The sequence below is a fragment of the Melittangium boletus DSM 14713 genome (genome assembly GCF_002305855.1).
Classification (GTDB): Bacteria; Myxococcota; Myxococcia; order Myxococcales; family Myxococcaceae; genus Cystobacter; species Cystobacter boletus.
In genome coordinates, this window is the sequence record NZ_CP022163.1 from 6,050,733 (window position 1) to 6,070,169 (window position 19,437).

11 protein-coding genes are annotated in these 19,437 nt (G+C 68.3%); 5 read left to right on the forward strand and 6 right to left on the reverse strand.

Translation table 11 applies throughout. The annotated features are described in order from the left end of the window. Positions 1-155: 155 nt before the first annotated feature. Positions 156-5,432 carry a trifunctional serine/threonine-protein kinase/ATP-binding protein/sensor histidine kinase gene (locus MEBOL_RS25385; protein WP_095979877.1) on the reverse strand — a complete coding sequence of 1,759 codons (5,277 nt, stop codon included), beginning with the start codon at positions 5,430-5,432 and terminating at the stop codon, positions 156-158. 518 nt (positions 5,433-5,950) lie between these two features. Then, the gene (locus tag MEBOL_RS25390) at positions 5,951-6,292 is read right to left on the reverse strand and encodes a hypothetical protein (protein WP_095979878.1); all 342 of its coding nucleotides are present in this window, start codon (positions 6,290-6,292) and stop codon (positions 5,951-5,953) included. Between MEBOL_RS25390 and MEBOL_RS25395 the strand changes: the two genes are divergently transcribed. After that, a complete protein-coding gene (locus tag MEBOL_RS25395; RefSeq protein ID WP_095979879.1) occupies positions 6,291-7,412 on the forward strand; it encodes a D-alanine--D-alanine ligase family protein in 1,122 nt (373 codons plus the stop codon). The genes MEBOL_RS25390 and MEBOL_RS25395 overlap by 2 nt on opposite strands. A gap of 209 nt (positions 7,413-7,621) precedes the next feature. Next, positions 7,622-7,981 carry a hypothetical protein gene (locus tag MEBOL_RS25400; protein WP_095979880.1) on the forward strand — a complete coding sequence of 120 codons (360 nt, stop codon included), beginning with the start codon at positions 7,622-7,624 and terminating at the stop codon, positions 7,979-7,981. A gap of 30 nt (positions 7,982-8,011) precedes the next feature. On the opposite strand, the gene MEBOL_RS25405 is transcribed toward MEBOL_RS25400, so the two are convergent. The 3 genes from MEBOL_RS25405 to MEBOL_RS25415 form a co-directional block, all read right to left on the reverse strand. After that, entirely contained in the window at positions 8,012-9,547 is a 1,536-nt protein-coding gene (locus MEBOL_RS25405) for an ELWxxDGT repeat protein (protein WP_095979881.1), read from the reverse strand. A 183-nt stretch (positions 9,548-9,730) separates the two neighbouring features. Beyond that, on the reverse strand, positions 9,731-13,036 hold the full coding sequence (locus MEBOL_RS25410) for a lantibiotic dehydratase (protein ID WP_095979882.1): 3,306 nt from the start codon (positions 13,034-13,036) through the stop codon (positions 9,731-9,733). A gap of 17 nt (positions 13,037-13,053) precedes the next feature. Next, complete coding sequence (locus MEBOL_RS25415; RefSeq protein WP_095979883.1) at positions 13,054-14,301, reverse strand: lanthionine synthetase C family protein; 1,248 nt, start codon at positions 14,299-14,301, stop codon at positions 13,054-13,056. 272 nt (positions 14,302-14,573) lie between these two features. On the opposite strand from MEBOL_RS25415, the gene MEBOL_RS25420 reads away from it, so the two are divergent. Both MEBOL_RS25420 and MEBOL_RS25425 read left to right on the forward strand, forming a co-directional pair. After that, entirely contained in the window at positions 14,574-15,074 is a 501-nt protein-coding gene (locus tag MEBOL_RS25420) for a hypothetical protein (protein ID WP_245918834.1), read from the forward strand. A 44-nt stretch (positions 15,075-15,118) separates the two neighbouring features. Next, positions 15,119-17,338 carry a peptidase domain-containing ABC transporter gene (locus MEBOL_RS25425; RefSeq protein ID WP_245918836.1) on the forward strand — a complete coding sequence of 740 codons (2,220 nt, stop codon included), beginning with the start codon at positions 15,119-15,121 and terminating at the stop codon, positions 17,336-17,338. Between the two features lie 94 nt (positions 17,339-17,432). Here MEBOL_RS25425 and MEBOL_RS25430 read toward each other — a convergent pair whose 3' ends face one another. After that, positions 17,433-17,630 (reverse strand): class I lanthipeptide, encoded by a 198-nt coding sequence (locus MEBOL_RS25430; RefSeq protein WP_095979886.1) that lies wholly within the window; start codon positions 17,628-17,630, stop codon positions 17,433-17,435. Positions 17,631-17,886: 256 nt separating this feature from the next. Here MEBOL_RS25430 and MEBOL_RS25435 point away from each other — a divergent pair, with 256 nt between their 5' ends. Beyond that, entirely contained in the window at positions 17,887-19,434 is a 1,548-nt protein-coding gene (locus MEBOL_RS25435) for a putative bifunctional diguanylate cyclase/phosphodiesterase (RefSeq protein WP_170115593.1), read from the forward strand. The last annotated feature ends 3 nt before the right edge of the window (positions 19,435-19,437 follow it).

The window sequence follows — 19,437 nt, forward strand, 5'->3', positions numbered from 1 at the left end:
GTTCCATGGTCCGGGCCGTCTGGACGTGAATCCAAACGCACCGCGGCATGAATTCTGGATGAGAACGGATTACTCGTGCAGGTGCCGAATAGCGAAGTGAGGACGATTCCCTGGCATGAGAGGTTTTTCCGCTTCCCGAAGGGAGAAGCCCTCGCTCAGGAGAGGGGGAGTTTGAGAATGGCCGTGGCTCCCTTTCCCGGCCCCTCGCTCTCCAGGCTGATGCTCCCGCCCAGCAGTTTCGCCTCCAGCGCGCTGGAATGCAGTCCCAGTCCGTGTCCTCCCGCACGCGTGGTGAAGCCCTGACCAAAGAGCCGCCCGCGGATCTCCGGCACGATGCCCATGCCGTTGTCCACGATCTGGATGCGTGCGCAGTTGTCCTCCGTGTCCAGCCGGACGTACAGGTGGCGCTGCGACTCGGGCAGCTGGTGCATGGCTTGCTTCGCGTTGCTGATGAGGTTGATGAGGATCTGCAGCACCCTGTGCTTGTCCAGACTGATCCGGGGCACGGAGGTGAGTTCCTGGGTGACGGTGACACCGTGGCGCTGGAGCGACGCCCGTTGGAGTCGCAGGGCATCCTCGACGAGCTGTGAGAGGTCGCACTCCTCGGTGACGAGCGTTCTGTGGGCGTAGGTTTGTTGAACCTGGACGATGGCCCGGATGTGCTCGAGATGCATGTCCATGGCCGTCATGCCCTCCTGGAGCGAGGCCTGCTCGCGCAGGAGTTCGCTGGCGAGCGCGGAGAGGTAGCCGGGCAGCTGCGCGCCGCGTTGATCCCGGGTGAGGAAGTCCGCGAGGTGGTCGTGGTGCTCGTCGATCATCTGGGTGGCCTGCTTGAGCCGTCCCACACGGGAAGCACTCATGGTCTCGCGCACCGTCTGCAGATTGATGACGGCGCTGGTGAGGACATTGCCCACGTTGTGCAGCACGTTGGCGGCGATCTCGGCCATGCCCGCCGCGCGCGCGGCGTCCACCAGGCGCACCTGGGTCAGCTTGAGCTCCCGGGTGCGCTCCTCCACGCGCTTCTCGAGCTCGTCGTTGGCGCGGCGCAGGGCGGCCTCGGCCTTCTGGACATCGGCATACAGCCGCGCGTTCTCGATGGAGATGGCGGCCTGGGAGGCCAGATGGCCGAGCAGGGCGATGCGCGCCGGAGAGAAGGCGTTGGTGGCGAGGGTGTTCTCCAGGTACAGCACCCCGCGGAACTCCTCCTGGCGCAGCAGGGGCAGGCAGAGCACCGAGCGGGCATGGCTGTGTTCGAGCCAGGCGTCGGACGAAAAGGGGTGGGGGAGCGAGGCGTCGCCGATGAGCACATGCTCCCGCGCGCGCTTGACGTAGGAGATGACGCTCCACGGCAACTGGGGCTCGGCCGTGCTGACCGCGGCCTCCGAGGAGACCGTACCCGACAGTGCCGAGACCGTGAGGGTGTCTCCCCGTGGAAGCAACAGGGCACCGCGCTGGGCACCAGCGTTCTCCATGGCGATGCGCAGCAGCGTGGCCGCCAGCCGCTCGAGGACGATTTCCTCGGAGATGGCCTGCTGGGCCTTTACCAGGGTGAGCGCATCGATCTCGGTCGAGCTCGTGTCCTGGGTGTTCTGCGCGCCGCCCTCGGGAAGGGTCAGGAACGGCCATTCCGAGTCCAGGTGCTGGACCTTGCCCTTCGCTCCCCAGCGCAGGTACGCCTCCCGCGCCTTGCGGGCATAGGCCTCGGCGATGGTGGGAACCTGGCGCTCACGCCAGAAGCGGGCGGCCAGTTCGTAGGCGAGGGCGGCTCGCTGGATGAAGCCGTGCTCGCGCGCGGACTGGATGGACTGCTCGTAGGCCTGGAGTGCCTCGTCCCGTTGGCCCATGAGCCGGGCCCGCTCCGCGGCGACGAGCCGCTCGGCCGTGAGGAAGGTCGAGGGACAGTGGCGGGCCCACTCCGCCAGTTGCCTTTGGTGCTGGCTGATCTCCATGAGGGCGCGTTCCCGCTCCTCGGGTGGCATCTTCGCGGCGCAGGCCGCCAGGGATAGGGCCCGGAAGAGGTGCAGGTCCAGCAGCTGGATGTGGCCGAGCGAGGACCAGCTCAGCTCGGCGCTCTTGTCCGTGTATTCGAGCGCCTCCTGGTACGCGCCGCTCATGTAGCGCGACTGCGCCTTGGTGAGCCAATACCAGCAGCGCATGGTGCGCATGCGCTGGGGCGTCAAACCCGCCTCGAAGGTCTCCTCGTCGAAGTCATCGCCACTCATCGTGCTGAACGAGGACGTGAGGCCGCGCAACTGCTGCACATGGCGCTGGGTGAAGTGGATGATGTCCCGTGGATCCAGGAACTCGGCCCCCCGGGTGAAGTGCAGGTTCGCCACCGACTCCCGGTAGACTTCCTCCAGGTCGTGCCCCAGCAGGAAGCGATCCGTGACGATGTGGTTGCAGCAGTAGCCGGCGACCTGACTGTCACTGTTCTGGAGGGATTGCTGAAAGGCCTCGCGGACGAGTTGCAGCGCGGTGGACAGGGGCTGGGTCCAGTAGCTGATGATCTCCAGGCCGTAGAGCGCCTTGCCGCGCAGGGGGGTGAATCCCCGGTGCTCGACGAGTGCGCACGCGAGCTGGCCGAAGGCCAGGCCTTCCTGGTAGCGCCCGAAGACAGCTCCCAGCACCAGGCCGTACCAGGAGTAGCCGTGCACGGACGCGCTCGTGTTGCCATGGCGCAGGCTGAGCGCGGTCATCCGGCTGAGGTGGAGGACGAGCAGGTTCGTGCTGGTGGAGAACGAGGGGGCGTAGAGGGCGCCGAGCAGGCTCATGACCGCCTCCATGTCCGGGTCGGTCATGAGGGGCAGGTCGACGAGGCTCTCGATGGAGCGCTCCCCCAGCAGTTGCCGCACCTCTTCATTGGCGGCCTCGACTTCCTCCCAGGAGGGATTCGGGGACATGGGCATGCCCAGCAGAGCCAATCCCTCCAGGAGACAGGTGCCGGCGGTCTGGATGTCACCCATGCCGATGAGGATGTCGGTCTTCAGGCAGTACACCGCGGCGGTGTCCCCCCGGGTGAGCGCCCGGTCCATGAACTCATCCACCTGGCGAAGCGCTCCAGTGGCGTTGCCGGTCATGAACTCGCAGATGGCGTGCTCGAGCCGGAGCTTGAAGGCGAGGGCGGGCTCCGTCTCCCACGGGTCTCCCGGGAGGAGTTGGAATGCTCTCGCGAAATAGGTAATGGCGGAGCGGAGGGCGATGGAAGCCTTGGCCCGTCTGCCGGCCTCGGCGTTCAGGCGCGCCACACGCAGACGTTCCGCGTCATCGACGAGCCACTCCGCCCCGGCGTTGAGCTGGCTCACGACATCGAAGAGCTGTTCCTGCAAGGACTCTGGCGGCAGGTGCGCCAGCATCAGGCGGCCGATGCGCAGGTGGACGCGCTTGCGCTCCTGCTCATCGATGAGGGCGTAGGCGGCCTGGTGGATGCGGTCATGGATGAACCGGCCCTGGTCCGGGCCGATGCGGACCAGCAGGTTCTCCTGGAAGGCGGGCTCGAGATCCTTCTCCAGGTGGGCCGCTTCCGGGCTGTCGGAGAGGAAGTGCAGCAGCTGGAGGGAGAAGGTGTTGCCCACGCAGGCGGCCAGCCGGAGCAGGTTCTGGGTTCCGGACGAGAGCTGACGCAGCTTGCCCACCAGGAAGTCGACGACATTGTCCGAGTAGCCCCTGGCCTGGACGCCCGCCTCATCCCACCGCCAGGTGCCATCGGGGGCTCGAACCAGGAGTCCGTCCTGATGGAGCGTCAGCATGAAATGCAGGAGGAAGAAGGGATTGCCCCCAGTCTTCTCACGGGCCAACGCGGAGAGTGGCGCGATGAGGTCTTCTTCCGCTCCGGAGAGCGCGTCGGCGACGAGCTGCCGCACGTCCTCGAGACCGAGGGGCTCGAGCTGGAGTTCGCGCATCCGCGCGCCGGCCGCGCGCATCCCCTCGAGGGTACGCACCAGGGGATGGGAGGGGTTCACCTCGTTGTCTCGGTAGGTGCCGAGCAGGAGGAGCGGAGGGGTCTCCTCGTGGGTGAGCAGATCCTGGAGGAGCTGGAGGCTGGCGGGGTCGGCCCATTGCAAGTCATCCAGGAAGAGGACGAGGGGGTGCTCGGAGGTGGCGAAGAGGCCGAGGAACTCGCGGAACACGCGGTTGAAGCGGTGGGCGGCCTCGGAGGGAGGAAGCTCGGGGACGGGGGGCTGTTTGCCGGCGATGAGCTCGAGCTGGGGCACCACGTCCACGAGGAGCTGCCCCTGGCCTTTCCATGTGTCCAGAAGGCGCTCGCGCCACTGGGCCAGGGACTCATCGCTGCCCGCCAGGAGCTGCTGCGTCAGCCCCCGAATGGCCTGGGCGAGGGTGGCGTAGGGACTGGCCTGCTGGAACTGGTCGAACTTGCCGCTGAGGAAGAAGCTGCGGTGGCGGACCACGGGTTTGTGCAACTCGTGCACGACGGCGGACTTGCCGCTGCCGGAGTAGCCGCGAACGAGGATGAGCTCGGGCCGGCCGCTGAGGGCGACGCGCTCGAAGCCTTGGAGCAGCGCGGCGGCGTGGGTGTCTCGCCCGTAGAGCCGTTGAGGAAGTTGGAAGTGGGTGGGGAAATCGTGCACGCCCAGCGGGAAGTCCTCGTGCACGCTCCGGAGCAGGTTGTCCCGGCAGCGCTCCAGGTCGGCCTTGAGCCCGTCGGCGCTCTGGTAGCGCTCCTCGGCCACCTTGGCCAGGAGCTTGAGCACGATGGAGGACAGGACGGGAGGCAGGTCCGGGACGCGCTCGGTGAGGGGAGGGGGTGCCACGGCCATGTGGACGTGGAACCACTCGAGCGCGTCGCGTCCGTGGAAGGGGCGGCCGCCCGTCAGCAGCTCATAGAGGGTGATGCCCAGGGAGTAGAAGTCGGTGCGGTAGTCCACCGTGCGGTTCATGCGCCCGGTCTGCTCGGGAGACATGTAGGCGAGGGTGCCTTCGATGAGGGTGGTGGGGGCGGCGTCCACGTGCTCGATGCGTTGGAGGGTGGCGGTGCCGAAGTCGATGAGGCGGGCTTCTCCCGAGGGCGTGAGGATGATGTTGGAGGGCTTGATGTCCTTGTGGATGACGCCGCGCCGGTGGATCTCGGCCAGGGTGGAGGTCAGGGAGATGGCCACATCCAGGGTCTTGAGCACCTCGAAGGGCTTGTCCGTGAACTCGGACAGAACCTCGCCCTCCACCGCCTCCAAGAGGAGACTCGGGCGGTCCGGGAGCTGTTCACAGCCATGGGCGCGAAGGACGCCGCGCACGTCGCGGATGCGCTGGAGGATGTCGAACTCGCGGCGGTAGCGCTCGCTCTCGCGAGGGCCGACGGAGGCCACGGGAGTCTTGAGGATGAGGGGCTGGCCGTCGGCGTCACGCAGGGCGTGGAAGAGCAGATTGGTTCCGGTGGCCTTGAGGGCCCCACGAAGGGTGTAGCCTGGGATGGTCAGCATGTCGGGGCTGCTCGGTCTGGCTGGAGGTCGTCGGTCCTGGCTTTGGGGTGGGGCGGGGCAACACGTCCTCGTTGACGTCGAGGCCGAAGACGGCTCCCCCTCGTGCCGTTCGTGGCGCCAGTCACCGGGCGCTCACATGGACAGTCCACACATGTCCTGGCTTCTCGTTGTGCCCCATGATTCCCCTTCCATGCATCATACATGCAGGAGAGGACCAGGGAACGAGTCCACGGAGACTTCTCGGATAGGCTCGATGCTCGGTACTGGGAGTGTAAAAATGCACGAGAAGCGAGCCTGCGTGCGGTGCTCGCGGTGCGCGAAGCGGTCATCTCGCCGCTTGTCATACCCATTCGCACTGGGAGTGATTATGTAATGCTGATGCTGTAATACTTTGGATGTGTGTCTGTTTTATATGGGGGCTCATCCCAATTCCATCACAGCATCTCCCGGCGAGCAGCGCCAAGGCCAGAACCCGGGAGTTGTGAAAGGAATGGGCGACCTGACCGTGGCGGTGACGCTCAGTGGCTGGTCGGCTGCAGGACGACCACCTGCCTCACGTCATTGCCGTAGACGGACATGTTGTTGAACTGCTGGTAGTTGAAGATGCCTCCGTTGCGCACGATGCCCACATCGCTTCCTCGGGAGCGCTCGCCGTAATCCCAACCCGTCCGGGTCTGGTACACCACCGAGCCCTCGGGAATCTGTCCGTTGCGCGCGGCCTGGAGATACGCCTCACCCGTGAGCACCTGGGCCTGGACACTGCCATAGGGGCTGGAGGCGCCAGGGCGGCGCGGTTCCTGGGCGTCCGAGCGAGTCTGGGCGATGGACTCGCCACGGGAGGGTTGATGGAATGACCCCATGTCTTCCGCCGAGCACGAGCCCGTTGCCCTGTTGTTCCAGGCCACACCCCCTCCGGAGATCGACGGCATCCGCAAGCCGATGAAGCCAGGGGGGTACAGCGACAGTGGCGCCGACATCGCCCATGCCTTGCGCGCGGCGGGCGTTCCCGTCCTCACGCCGCGCGCCTCTCCCGACCCCACTCAGGCCCTGGATTGGGTCTTCCCCGATACCGCCGAGGGCATTGCCCAGGCGCTCGATGGGGGTGCTCGCGTCCTGTGGGCCAACACCGTGCTGTTCTCCGGGCACCCGCTGGAGTCCGTGGCCGGAAAGGGCGTGCGCGTCGTCGGCCAGCATCCGGCGCGCGTGGACCGCTACGACGACAAATGGCTCACCAATGAGGTGTTGCGCGCGGGGGGTTGCCCCGTGCCCGCCTCCACCCTGGTGGCCCTCGACGAGGGCCCCAGTACCCTGGCGCTGGACTCCCTGACGGATGCGCGGCTCGAGCAGGGGGGCTTGCGCTTCCCCCTGGTCGTCAAACCCATCCGGGGACGGGGCAGCGAGGGGGTGCGCCTGGTCACATCCCTCTCCGAGTTGAAATCATACGCCGCCGGATTGCTCGCGGCGCGGGATGCCGCTGGACACCCTCGTTATGGTCAGCGCCTGATGTTGGAGCAATTCCTCCCCGGCACCGAGGTCACCCTGACGGTCATGCCTCCGGGTGCCTACCGCATCGACGGCGCCGAGCGGACATTCGCCGAGCACTGGTCCCTGCCCGCCGTCCGGCGCTTCAACCACCACGAGGGCATCGCGCCCTACAACGGCGTGGTGGCGGTCGTGAACAACAGCGTGCGGATCTCCGATGCCGAGCGGCAAGCACCCGCCATGCGGAATCTGGAGGAGTGGTGCGCCGTGGCCGCGCGGAAGGTGGGAGCGCTCGCCCCCATCCGGATCGACTGCCGCTCCTCGGAGGACGGGGCGTTCTTCCTGTTCGACCTGAACATGAAGCCCAACATGACGGGAGCGGGCCGCCCCGGACGCGAGGATCAGGACAGCCTCTGTTCCATGGCCGCGGCGGGCGTGGGTTGGTCCTACCAGGAGTTGTTGCTCAACATGCTGCGTCAAGCGTGGCGCTTCGCGTAGGGCTTCGGGGCGTGGACCCGAGGCCCGTTCCGCGGACGTGACGCCCGGGGCGTTCTCCTCGGCGGCTGGCTGGCAGGGCTTCTGCACGGGCCCCTCGCGCACGTCATGCCGCGAGGAGCTGGATGAAGCATTGGATGGCCGTTGTCTGTTTTTGGCTCGCCCTGACCGGATGTTGTCCGCTCGGTGAGAGGATTCAGGGTCTCTATTCCGTGGAAGGGCGCACCCACTACAGCATCCCGGGCGTGGGCAGTGGCTCCTTCCCTGTCCCCCACACCTTTCGCATCGCGGAGGGCACCACCTCGGACTTCGTCCTCACGGATGAAGAGGGCCGCTGCTTCCTTCCCGCGCGGCTCGAGGACGAGGCATTGAGTCTGGTGCGAGGTGCGTCCTGTGGGTGGAATGAGAACGGCGTGCACTTCCTCCTGACGCTGACGCACGGCCGGGTGGAGCTGTCGGAGGAGGGTGGTGGCCGCTTCGACATGGCGGGTAGCGTGACGGCCACGGCACGCGGGGTGATGTCCCCGGGCTCCTTCCTCCAGAACGCGACGCTGACCCGCCTGGGTGATTAGCCCCACGGGTCAGCGCCCGGACGCGAGGGGCTAGTCCTGGAGCGGAATGGCCCACAGCTCGTTGCCGTGCACCGGCTCGTAGGCGACGAAGAAGATCCGCGAGCCGACGCGCAGGTAGCTTCTCGTATAGGAGCTGGTCTCCCCAGGCGCGATGTCCTGGACCAGGCGCGTGCCTCCCTCGGTTCCATCGCTCACCCAGGGCTCCAGCCCCGTCGCCTCGTCGATTTTGCTGAAGAGGATGCGATCATCCAGGGTGTAGAGCTCGGAGGAGAACTCGTCCGACAGGCTCAGCGGGCGCGACACCAGTCGGGTTCCAGAAGCCGTTCCGTTGCTCACCCAGAGCTGCACGTCCCGGGGCGCGGGGCCCGACGTGAGGATGGTCAGGCTGAAGAAGAACTTCGTGCCCGCCACGGTGGCGGTGGTGATGACAGCATCCGCGTCTGGCTGATCGGCATAGGGATTGGGAAGGGTCGTGATCCTCCGCTCCCGGACTCCGCCCGTGTTGTCCACCTCCAGGGAAGACAGGCGCAGCAGGTGATCCTGTGAGCGGGTCACGGCGAGGAACAGGTTGTGGCCCGTCCCCGGGTGGAGGCTCACCAGATCCTCCGCCGCGGAGAACTGGCGGATGCGCTGGGTCCCCGCCGCGGTGCCATCGCTGCGCCACAGCTCCCGGGTGGAGGAAGGCGTCGTGGTGAGGAAGAAGAGCGACGCGCCCACCGACTGGAAGTCGTTCGGGTACGCGCTGCCCGTTCCGGGCACGATGTCGCGCACGAGCACCGTGCCCGCCGCCGTGCCGTCGGTCTTCCACAGCTCCGTTCCGTGCTCCGGGTCCGCGATGCTGAAGAAGAGCGTATCGCCCACGCGCAGCCGCGCGTTGGCCAGGGACGAGCCAGGTCCCAGATCCCGGACCAGTTGCGTGCCGGCCTCGGTGCCATTGCTGCGCCAGAGCTGAGTGCGGCCTGGCGCCTCGCCCTCACCGGCCACTTCGCTGAAGAAGAGGAGCTGGCGCTTCAGGACGGTGAGCGCGGTGGGGTTGGAGCTCTCCACGCCCGGCGTGATGTCCTTGAGCCGCCGGGTGCCCGCGGAGGAGCCGTCGCTGATCCACAACTCCCGGCCGGCGGCCGCGTCCTGGGCGACGAAGAAGAGCCGGGCGCCCATGGGCGTCAGGTAATCGGGTCCCTCGGTGAACTCCTTCACCCGGACGGTGCCCGCCTCGGTTCCATCGCTCTTCCACAAGCCGTTGGGCGCCCCCTGGAAGTTGATGGTGAAGAAGAGCGTGCCCTGGAAGTCCACCAGGTCGCTCGGTGTGTTGATCAGCCGGGGAATCCAGTCGTTCGGGGGAAGGATGTCCTTCACCAGGTAGGGCGTTCCCAATGCCGGACGAGCCAGGGGCTCGACAGGAGGCGTGGACTCCGCCACGCCATCCCGATTCCCCGAACCTTCCGAAGGGAGGCTGTCTTCCGGGGGCTCGCCCACCAGGCTGGCCTCGTCCAGAGAGGTCGCCGGCTCACCTCCACAGCCCACCATCAACGCGCAAAGCAATATCGTGCCACGCCACTCAGCCATCCCCCACCTCGCAAAATATCGGGTTGATACGAGAGGGTGGGGAGAGTGCGCTGATCCGTCCAGTGGCCCTTGGCAAGAAGCGCGCCCGGCACATGCGTGGCGTGGGAGATGGATTGACTCTCTGTCCGCCGCTGTGAAGTCGCGCGGGAATGGAATGCGGTGGGGTGAACAGTTCTGATCGGGCTAGCTCGCGCTGCTCAGGATCACGCCGGCGGGTTCCTTGGGGGCCTTGCGTTGGCGGGCCTGGAGCGAGGTGTAGTGGCGGCTGAGGTAGTCGTAGAGGACGAATTCCTGGGCGCGGGCGGACGAGCGGGCGAGCCGGTTGGCGTGCATGTGCAGCAGGCTGCTGGCCAGCTCGGGGAGCGGGACGGCGAGCCTTCCCGTGTCCGCCAGGGCATGGAGTCCGGAGACGAGGGGCGCGAGCCGTTCCGAGCGCCGCTGGAGCACCATCAAGCCCCGGGCGATGAGGGGCTGGCGGATCTTCCGGCTGACCAGGAGCTCCTCGATGCCCTTGCGGTCGCGGCGGTAGCGCTCCGCCAGTTGGTGGTCCGTGGCGCGCTCGGCGTGGAACTCCCGGCCGAAGCCCTCGCGCAACGCCACGAGCAGCCGTTGCCGGGCCTCCAGGTTCAGGCCCAGGTCCGTGAGGAGCTGGTCCATGCCGACGAGCATCAGGCGCCAGCGCGCGTCCGCGCCCTCATCCCCGGGCAAGAGCTCCAGCAGTTGGAGGGCGGCCTCGCTGTCGGCCTGGAAGATGCGCTCGCACAGGAGCATGGCCTCCGGTCCGCCGTAGCGCTCCACCTCGCGCTCGTAGGTGTCCAGTTGGACCTTCCACAGCAGCCGGTCGCGGTGGGGGTCGCGCAGCGCGTTCATCAGCTCCTGGGACAGGTGCTGGAGCCGCGCGGGCTCGCCGTGGAAGCGCAGCCGCAGGTGCCAGTCCGGGTCGCCGTAGCGGATGAAGAACCAGCCATCCGCGGCCCCCGAGCCGAGCGCCGAGCGCACCAGGGGCGTCACCACCTCGGTGAGCAGCCGATCCGCGGTGGCGGCCCCGGTGTAGAGCTTGGCGTACAGCCATTCCGAGCCGGGCAGGAAGCTGCGCGCGGAGGGCTCGGGACGTGAAGCGGCCACGATCTGGGGCCTGTCCACGGGCGCCTGGGCGGACGGCACCGGGCGGGTGCGGCCGTAGGGCACCACCACCTCGTGGTGGAAGCGGCCCTCGGGTCCTTCCGCGCACAGCTCCTCCGGCCGGGGGAACATCTCCACCAGGGACACCCGGGAGCGGTCCTTGATGAGTTGCACCAGCGTGTCCACGCTCAGCACGTTGTCCAGGTCCGCGGGGAGGAGTTGATCTCCCTCTTCCAGGGCGATGAAGCGGGGCATGCGGTGCTCGGCCCGGAGCGCCTGGACGGCGGCGAAGCGCTGGGCGCCCGTCACCTCGCCGAGTCCCTCCAGCGTGTCGCGCCAGAAGTTCCATCGGGCCACGGAGAGCACCAGCCGCCCGTGGGTGACGCGGGGCAGGAAGCGCGCGTGGGCGAGCGGACCCCAGTTCCACTGCAAGCCGCCGCTCTGGTTCTGGCTCGAGAGCGCGCACAGGAACTTGTACAGGCCCAGGCCCCGGGCGCCGTAGTTGTGCGCGTTGGTCATGCGCGGGATGACCTCGCGCCCCAGCCGCTCCGAGCGCAGCACGATCCGGCGGCCCTGGACGGAGACGCGCAGATCGGACGCCTCGATGCGCTGCTCGGCGGGCGCGCCGGAGTGGCCCAGGTAGGTGATTTCATAGCCGCGCAGCACGGGGCGGGCGAGGATGTTGCCCACCCGGCCCTGGGGCAGGTGGACGATCTCCGCGTACACCGCCTCCGGGCGCAGGGCTTCCTCGGCGCGCAGGTGCTTCTCCACCTCCTGGTGGAGCTGCTTGTCCCCCAGGCAGAAGCGGCCCAGGGTGTTGGCCCCCGAGGGACCCGCCACCATGTGCATGCGCAGCTGGAAGCGGCCCCGGGCCATGGCCTCCTCGGACTCGGCCACCACGGTCGCCATGGCCATGAACGAGTCCGGCAGGGGCGCGCGGGAGCGGGACTCCAGGTGGCTCACATCCTCGTCGCTCAGGTCGATGACCTGGCTGCCCGTGCGCCAGGCGTGCTCCAGCTTGTGCATCAACTGGGCGGCGCGTTCGCCGAAGCCCTGGCGTCCCTCGCCACCCCCGCCGCCCAGGGCCAAGCCCGCGAGCAGGGGACTGGCCTCGGAGCCGGGAGTCTGTGCCTTCATGAAGCCGATGCCGGACTCCTCGTCCAGGGCCTCCAGCAGGGGCATCTCGCGGCCCTCGTAGCGCTGGACGAAGGCGTCCCGGAAGTGCTCCAGCGCATCCGGTGGCGGCGCGGGGATGATGCGGTGCATGAGCCGCACGCCCCGCTCCAGCTCGCGCAGCACCTCGCGGCCGAGCACCGCCTCCGGGGCGGGCTTGACCAGGTCCACCTGGAAGAGCCGCGGCAGCTCCACCGGCGCGGGCAGCTTCGAGAGCATCCGGGCCACTTCCAGGTAGCGCTCGCTCGACGCCCCGACGCCATCGCGGTCCAGGTGCTCGAGGCAGGATTGGACCGCGCCGAGGGTTTCCGTGAAGGGCGTGGTGCCCGGGAGCTGGCGCAGCCGGGAGATGAGCTCGGGCAGGGCTTCCGGTCCCGTCACCGCGGGCGACAGGTCGGACACGAGAATCTGGTTGTCGATGAGCTCGCCGATGTACCCCATGGCGTCGTCGAAGCCGATGTCGGAGTCCAGCTCGACGAGGAAGCGCGCGAGCTCCTCGGGCCGGGCGCCATCGCGGGCGCGGGCGAGCGTCGCCTCCAGGTAGTCGGTCGGCTCGAGCACGACGAGGTGGTAGGTGCGGCTGCGCGCCACCAGCCGGCCCTCGGCGTAGCGCAGCTGGTTGTTGGCGCGGTAGAGGCTGGTGCTGGGGCGGTGGGGGATGTGGGGACGCAGCTCGGGGGCGCGGGAGAAGGACTCGGCGAGCAGGCACGCGTAGTCCATGTCCAGGCGGGTATGGCGCTGGTAGTGCGTGCGCGGCCCCGTGCGCAGCCGGGTGCGCTCGCCCAGCGCGCCCACCGAGTAGCCCGCGAAGAGGCCGAAGGGGGTGGGCCGGGCCGCCATGCGCGACAGGTAGCGCACGAGGCTGCGCTCCAGCTTCTCGCCGTGTTCGCTCTCCGGGTTCTTCTCCCAGGTCCCCAGGTGCTCGTGGAAGCCGGGCGAGGCCACGAAGAGCGCCTCGCGCACCTCGGGCCGCTGGAGCATCGAGCCCAGGCGCGAGCGCAGGAGGGCGCGATCCCGCTGGAGCGCGGGCGCGAGCTCCAGCCCCGGTGGCAGACGGGGGGACTCCAGCCCCTGGCCCCATCGGTCCAGCTCGTCGAAGGGCAGCAGGGGCGTGCGGAGCACGAAGAAGCCCGAGGGGGCGAAGGGGAAGTCCCGCGATTGGTCGTCGGTCTGGGCGCTGGGGGTGGGGAGCATGGGGCGGGCTTTCCGGATCAGGCGGGGATGGAGGCCATGAGCATTCCGTCCCAGGAGGGGGACAGGGGTTGCGCGGCGGCGAGCAGAGCGAGCCCCGTGCCGGTGACACCGTTGAGCAGGCTCTTGTCGGCGAACCAGCCCAGGTCCTTGTCCTGACCGGTAGGGCTGGACCAGAAGAGGAAGCCCGCCACGCCCTCGCCGGGGCGGCGCATCTCCAGCGTGCGGGTGAACCACCCGGTGGCGGTGTCCTTGAAGGTCTCGTCTCCGGACACCTGATAGAGGCGGTTGTAGATGTGGCCGAGGCCCGCGGAGCCATGGCAGATGCCCGCGTCGCGCACGCCGGCGAGCTCCACGGGGCGCACCGCGGCCTCGCGGGCGAGGTCCAGCGCGGCCTTCTCCAATTCCTTGTCGCCGAGCGCCTGGGCGGTGACGGCCAGACACAGCACGACGCCCGGATCGCCGTAGCACCACGCGGAGCGGCAGGGCTTGAGTTCGACGCCCGGCGCCACGCACGAGGGGAAGCGCGCCCCGGGGCTGTTGGGCAGCACGTTGGCCAGCATCCAGCGTGCTCCGCCCAGGGCGAGCTCCCGCGCCTTCTGCTCGGCCACGCCCGCGCGGGCGATCAACGCGAGCAGGGCCACCACCGCGGGTACGCCATGCGCGGCGCCCAGGTTGAAGTAGCCCTCGGTGTAGAGGGCCCGCTGGTGGGCGGGCAGGTGGTGGGGGGGCGTCCACCAGGACAGGCCCGGCCCCGCGAGGGTGGAGCGCTCCTCCAGCCGCCGCACGATGGCCTCCAGGCATTGGACGGCCATGGGCCTCGGCAGACGTTCGAGCGCGTAGACGCCCAGGCCCACGAGTCCCCGGATGAGATCGTACTCGCCATTCCACGGCTGGCGGGAGGAGATGCCGAGCAGTACCTCGTCGATCTCATCCATGTCCTCGAGCGAGTGGACGCCGAGCGTGTTCAGCCGCTCGATGGACCAGGCGATGCCGGCGAAGCCCGCGTGGAGCCAGGGCAGCAGGGGCTGCTCCTCGAGGGCGAGGGCCGCCTGGTGGATGAGCCGTTCCGCGTGGCCGCCGTGGCCGAGCTGGGGCTGCCCCCGCTCCACCTCGGCGAAGAAGAGGGCGCGCCCGGCGAGGCCTCCGGAGAGCGTGGGACCGTCCAATGCCTGACTGTCTCGAAGCGCCTGTGCGATATCATTCACGGCTCCGAGCGCCCGCTCCCGCAGAGAGCCCTCCAGCAGTGTCGTCCAGTTGTTCTTCATGGCGTCCCCCCTGACCCAGCCATCATGTGTTTTCAGGATTAGCGGTTCTCCAACCGGTCGTGAATGAGATCCCGGGGCAGGTCAGCGTTGGCGCCGCGACATCTGGTGAATCCGGTAAGCGCGCGCGGGGACACCTGACTTTTTCTCTGGTAAGGGTTGTCGCGTTCTTCTCGACCGGGGGGGTCTTCATGGAGAATCCAGCTCAGATTTTCCGACGAGAGGCAGTGGAGCACCAGGGGGCGGGCACTCAAGAAGGAGGAGCGGTTCTCAGGTTGTCTCCGTCCTGGACGTATTGGGCGTTCTGGTTGTTGTTGGCGGTGGTGGGGTTCTACGGCGCGTTCGGTCTGTTCGGCCGTGTCTCGGAATACGCCAGTGGACCGGCGGTGGTGCGCCTGGGCGCTCCGGGTGCGCCCGTGGAAATCCTCGCGACGTTGCCGGGAAGCTACCGCCCGTTGCTGGAGCGGGGCGCGGTGATGCGCCTGGAGCTGCAAGGCTTTCCCTATCAATATCAGGATCTGCCCATCGCGGAGCTGGGCGACACGCTGGTGGATCCCCGGGAGGTACGCCAGGAGTGGGGGGCGGGGCTCGCGGATCGGCTGCCCGTGGGGGCGTCCGTGGTGGTGGTGCGCGCCCGGGTTCCCTCGCCCTCCTTCGAGGCGCAAGGCCAACGGCTCGCGTATTTCCATGGCATGCAGGGGACGGTGTCCGTGCGCGTGCGGTCCGAACGCCTCGCGACGACGTTGGTTCCCGGCCTCAAGCTCTTCTTTCCCTGACACCGCGGTCCTCGCTCGCCATGTCCAGCTCCCTTGACTCCTTGATGAGCCGTTTTCCCGCGTTGCTCCGGCTGGGTCTTCCCGGGCTCTCGCGGCGGATACCCTTCCTGCAACAGTTGGATGCCAATGATTGCGGGGCCGCCTGTCTGGCCATGGTGCTCGCGTACCACGGCAAGGTGGTGCGCCTGCACGAGGTCCGTGAGGTGTTGGGCACGGGCCGGGATGGCTCCAATGCCTTGCAACTGCTTGGAGGCGCGCGCCACTACGGGCTGCGCAGCCGGGGCGTGTCCCTGGAGCCGGAGGATCTGGGCTATCTGCCCCGGGGCTCCATCCTCCACTGGGAGTTCCGCCACTTCGTGGTCTTCGAGCGCCTGGGCCGGGGCTGGGTGGACCTGGTGGACCCCTCCATGGGCCGGCGCCGCGTGCCGCTCGGGCAGGTGCGCCGCTCGTTCACGGGCGTGGCCCTGGTGCTCGAGCCCGGGGATGCCTTCCTCAAGGAGGAGGGGCAGCCCCGGCCCATCTTCCGCCATCTCAAGCAGTTGTTGCTCCAGTCCGGACTGCTCTCGCGCATTCTCATCACCTCGGCGCTGGTGCAGCTCTTCGCCCTGGGGTTGCCGGTGCTCACCGGCGCGCTCACGGACCGGGTGGTGCCCCGGGGAGACGCGGAGCTGCTGGTCGTCCTGGCGGTGGCCATGGCCTCACTCGTGGGCTTCCAGTTCCTCGCCTCCATGGTGCGCTCCTTCCTCCTCTTGCGCCTGCGCACGGAGATGGACGCGCGCATGACGTTCGGCTTCGTGGAGCACCTGGTGGAGCTGCCCTATGCCTTCTTCCAGCGGCGCTCTCCGGGCGACTTGATGAACCGCCTCAACAGCAACGCCACCATCCGCGAGCTGCTCACCTCGGGTGCCCTGTCGGGGCTCCTGGATGGCTCGCTGGTGACGCTTTATCTGATGGTGCTCTTCTTCGCGAACGGGCCCCTGGCGCTCCTGGTGGTGGCCGTGGGCGCGCTCCAGGTGGGCGTGTTCATCTGGTCGCGCCGGCGGCAGGCGGAGCTCATGTCCCGGAGCCTGGAGGCCGAGGCGAAGTCCCAGGCCTATCAGGTGGAATTCCTCATCGGCATGCAGAACCTCAAGGCCATGGGCGGCGAGCACCGGGCGATGGATCGCTGGTCGGGCATGTTCGTGGACGTGCTCAACATCTCGCTGGCGCGCGGCAAGCTCAGCACCCTGACGGACGCGCTGATGAGCGCGCTGCGGCTGGGGGCGCCCCTGGTCATCATGTGCTTTGGTGCCTGGCAGGTGCTGCGCGGAGCGCTCACCCTGGGCGGCATGCTCGCGCTCAACGCGGTGGCCATGGGCTTCCTGGGCCCGTTGTCCAACCTGGTCTCCACCCTGATGCAGTTCCAGCTGCTCGGCAGCTACTTCGAGCGCATCCACGACGTGTTGGACACGCCGCCCGAGCAGGACATGGGCAAGGTGCGCCCGGCGCATACGCTCTCGGGGCGCATCTGCCTGGAGAAGGTGTCCTTCCGCTACGGCCCCCATTCGCCCCTGGTGACGCGCGAGGTGTCGGTGGACATCCAGCCCGGACAGATGGTGGCCATCGTGGGCCGCTCGGGCGCGGGCAAGTCCACGCTCGCCAACCTGTTGCTCGGCATGTACGTGCCCACCTCGGGGCGCATCCTCTATGATGGGGTGGACCTGACGGAGCTGGACTTGCGCTCGCTGCGGCAGCAGGTGGGAATCGTCATGCAGAGCCCCGCCTTGTTCAGCTCCAGCATCCGCTCCAACATCGCGCTGGCGGATCCTTCCCTGCCCATGGACGCCATCGTGGAGGCGGCGAAGCTCGCCAGGCTGCACACGGAAATCCTGGCCATGCCCATGGGCTATGAAAGCCTGCTCCTGGAGCGCGGTGCGTCGCTGTCGGGAGGGCAGCGGCAGCGGCTCGCGCTCGCCCGCGCCCTGGTGCGCAAGCCCGCCATCCTGCTCCTGGACGAGGCCACGAGCGCCCTGGACTCCATCACCGAGGGCGAGGTGCACCGGGCCCTGGCCTCCATCCGTTGCACGCGCGTGGTCATCGCCCACCGCCTGAGCACCGTGGTCAACGCGGACCTCATCCTCACGCTGGAGGACGGCGCGCTCGTGGAGGCGGGAACGCATGAGGAATTGCTCGCGAAGGGCGGGGTGTATGCCTCGCTGGTGGCGGCCCAGCTCGGCGGCGAGGCGGCCATCGCCCGCCGCGAGCGGCGAGCGGAGAGCGCCTGATGTCTGGCTTCAAGGGGAAGACCTCCGGGCGCGGGGGTCGCGCCTGGAGGCTCCGTGCAGGGGGCGGTGTGTGGCTGGACCGCGGTGAACCGGCTCAGTGGCTGCCGTTGTCGTTTTCGCAGGCGCCCGCGAGCACCGAGCAGATGACGGAGTCGCCGCAGATGATGAGAATCGAGAACACGCAGACGATACCCGCGGAGTCGCCGTTGCCGCCGTTCACCTGATCCAGGGTCTCGTCGGACAGATTGCGAATGGTCTGCTTGTGGAGGCTCAGCTTTTTCGTGTTCTTCATGGATGGGGGTCCTTGTCAGGGCCGTCGCGATTGACGGTGATGGAATGGTATGAACGGGTTCCCTGGTCTCAACCTGCACCGGGGGATGAGCCGTCATGCGCCATCCTCCATTCTCAATGCGTGAGACTCATGCGGTGATAGGGATTGAGTTTGTGATTGAAAACCGGAGGGATGCTGTCATCAGCCTCTTCCAGGAGAGATGGGGAATGATGTAAAATCAGGAAATTCCAACTCTTCTGGAAACGAGGAGACGATGATGTTCCGGCGCCCTTTCCACATCGAGCCCGTGCTTCGCGCTCTCGCCGGAGGACTCACGGTGGCGGCCGTGGTGCCGCTGTACGCCGGGCTGGAGGAGGGGCGGGAGGTGTGGCGGGCCGTGCCGCTCGGGTGCGGCCTGCTGCTGATGCTGTCGGCGTTCACCGGAGTCCGCCCGTTGGAGCGGCTGCTGCGGCGGCTGGGCCTGCGCGGCGAGCGGGAGCTCCAGGAGCAGCGCATCCGCCACCTGACCCACCATGACGGGTTGACGGGCCTGCCCAACCGCGCCCGGCTCGAGTCCTGGGTGGAGCAGGCGCTCGCGCGCGCCCGCCTCCAGCGGTACCGGGTGGCCCTGGTCTTCATCGATCTGGATCACTTCAAGCAGATCAACGATCTGCATGCCCATCGGGTGGGCGACGCGCTGTTGCGCGAGGTGAGCCAGCGGCTGCGCGACTGCCTGCGCGAGGGCGACTGGCTGGCGCGCTGGGGCGGGGACGAATTCGTGGTGATCCTGCCGGAGGTGCGGCGCGACGATGCCCCGCGCGAGGTGGGAGAGCGATTGCGGCAGGCGGTGCGCTCCCTGCGTTCGCCGGAGTGGCCGGAGGTGCGGCTCACGGCCAGCATCGGCGTGACGCTCCAGTCCGATGAGTCGGTCAGCGCGGGAACCTTGTTCGTCCAGGCCGAGCAGGCGCTCTTCTTCGCCAAGGCGCAGGGGCGCGACAACGTCCAGTCCCACGGGGACATGCACGGCACCGGCCGGGCGTTCCGGGACTTCGAGCTGGCGTCACGCCTGGATCGCGCCATCCGCCAGAAGCTGTTGGGCGTGCACTACCAGCCGGTGGTGGATGCCCGGACTGGCGCCGTGGTGGGCGTGGAGGCCCTGGCGCGTTGGCGGGATGAGAAGTACGGCCAGGTGGGCCCGGATCGCTTCATCCCCCTGGCCGAGCAGTTGGGGCTCATCCGTGAGCTGGGTGATTTGATGTTGGAGCAGTCGCTCGCGTGGTTCAGCCAGCTCGTGCGGGGCGGCGCCGATTTGAAGCTGTCCATCAACGTCTCCAACCGGCAGCAGGCGACGGCGGACTTCGCGGGCTCCCTGCTCGAGCGCGTGCGGCGCCATGGTCTGCGGCCCGGGCAGGTGAAGCTGGAGATCACCGAGAGCATCGCGATGGAGGGAGTGGCCTCGGCGAGCGGACTATTGCGGACGCTGTCGGAGCAGGGCTTCGCGCTGTCCATCGACGATTTCGGGACGGGCTTCTCCTCGCTGTCCCAGTTGCATGTGCTGCCGGTGGACGAGTTGAAGATCGATCGCTCCTTCGTGCGGCGCCTGCGCACGCGCGAGGGCCGGGCCATCGTGAAGGCCATCGTGGACATGGCGCACCAGCTGGATCTGGTGCTCGTGGCCGAGGGCGTGGAGGACGCGGAGACGGCGGAGGCGCTGCGGGAGCTGGGCGTGGAGATGCTCCAGGGCTACTACTTCAGCCGGCCGCTCGCTCCCGAGGAATGCGCGCGCTTCCTCCTGCCCGAGCGCGCGTGCGCCAGCGGGATGTGACGA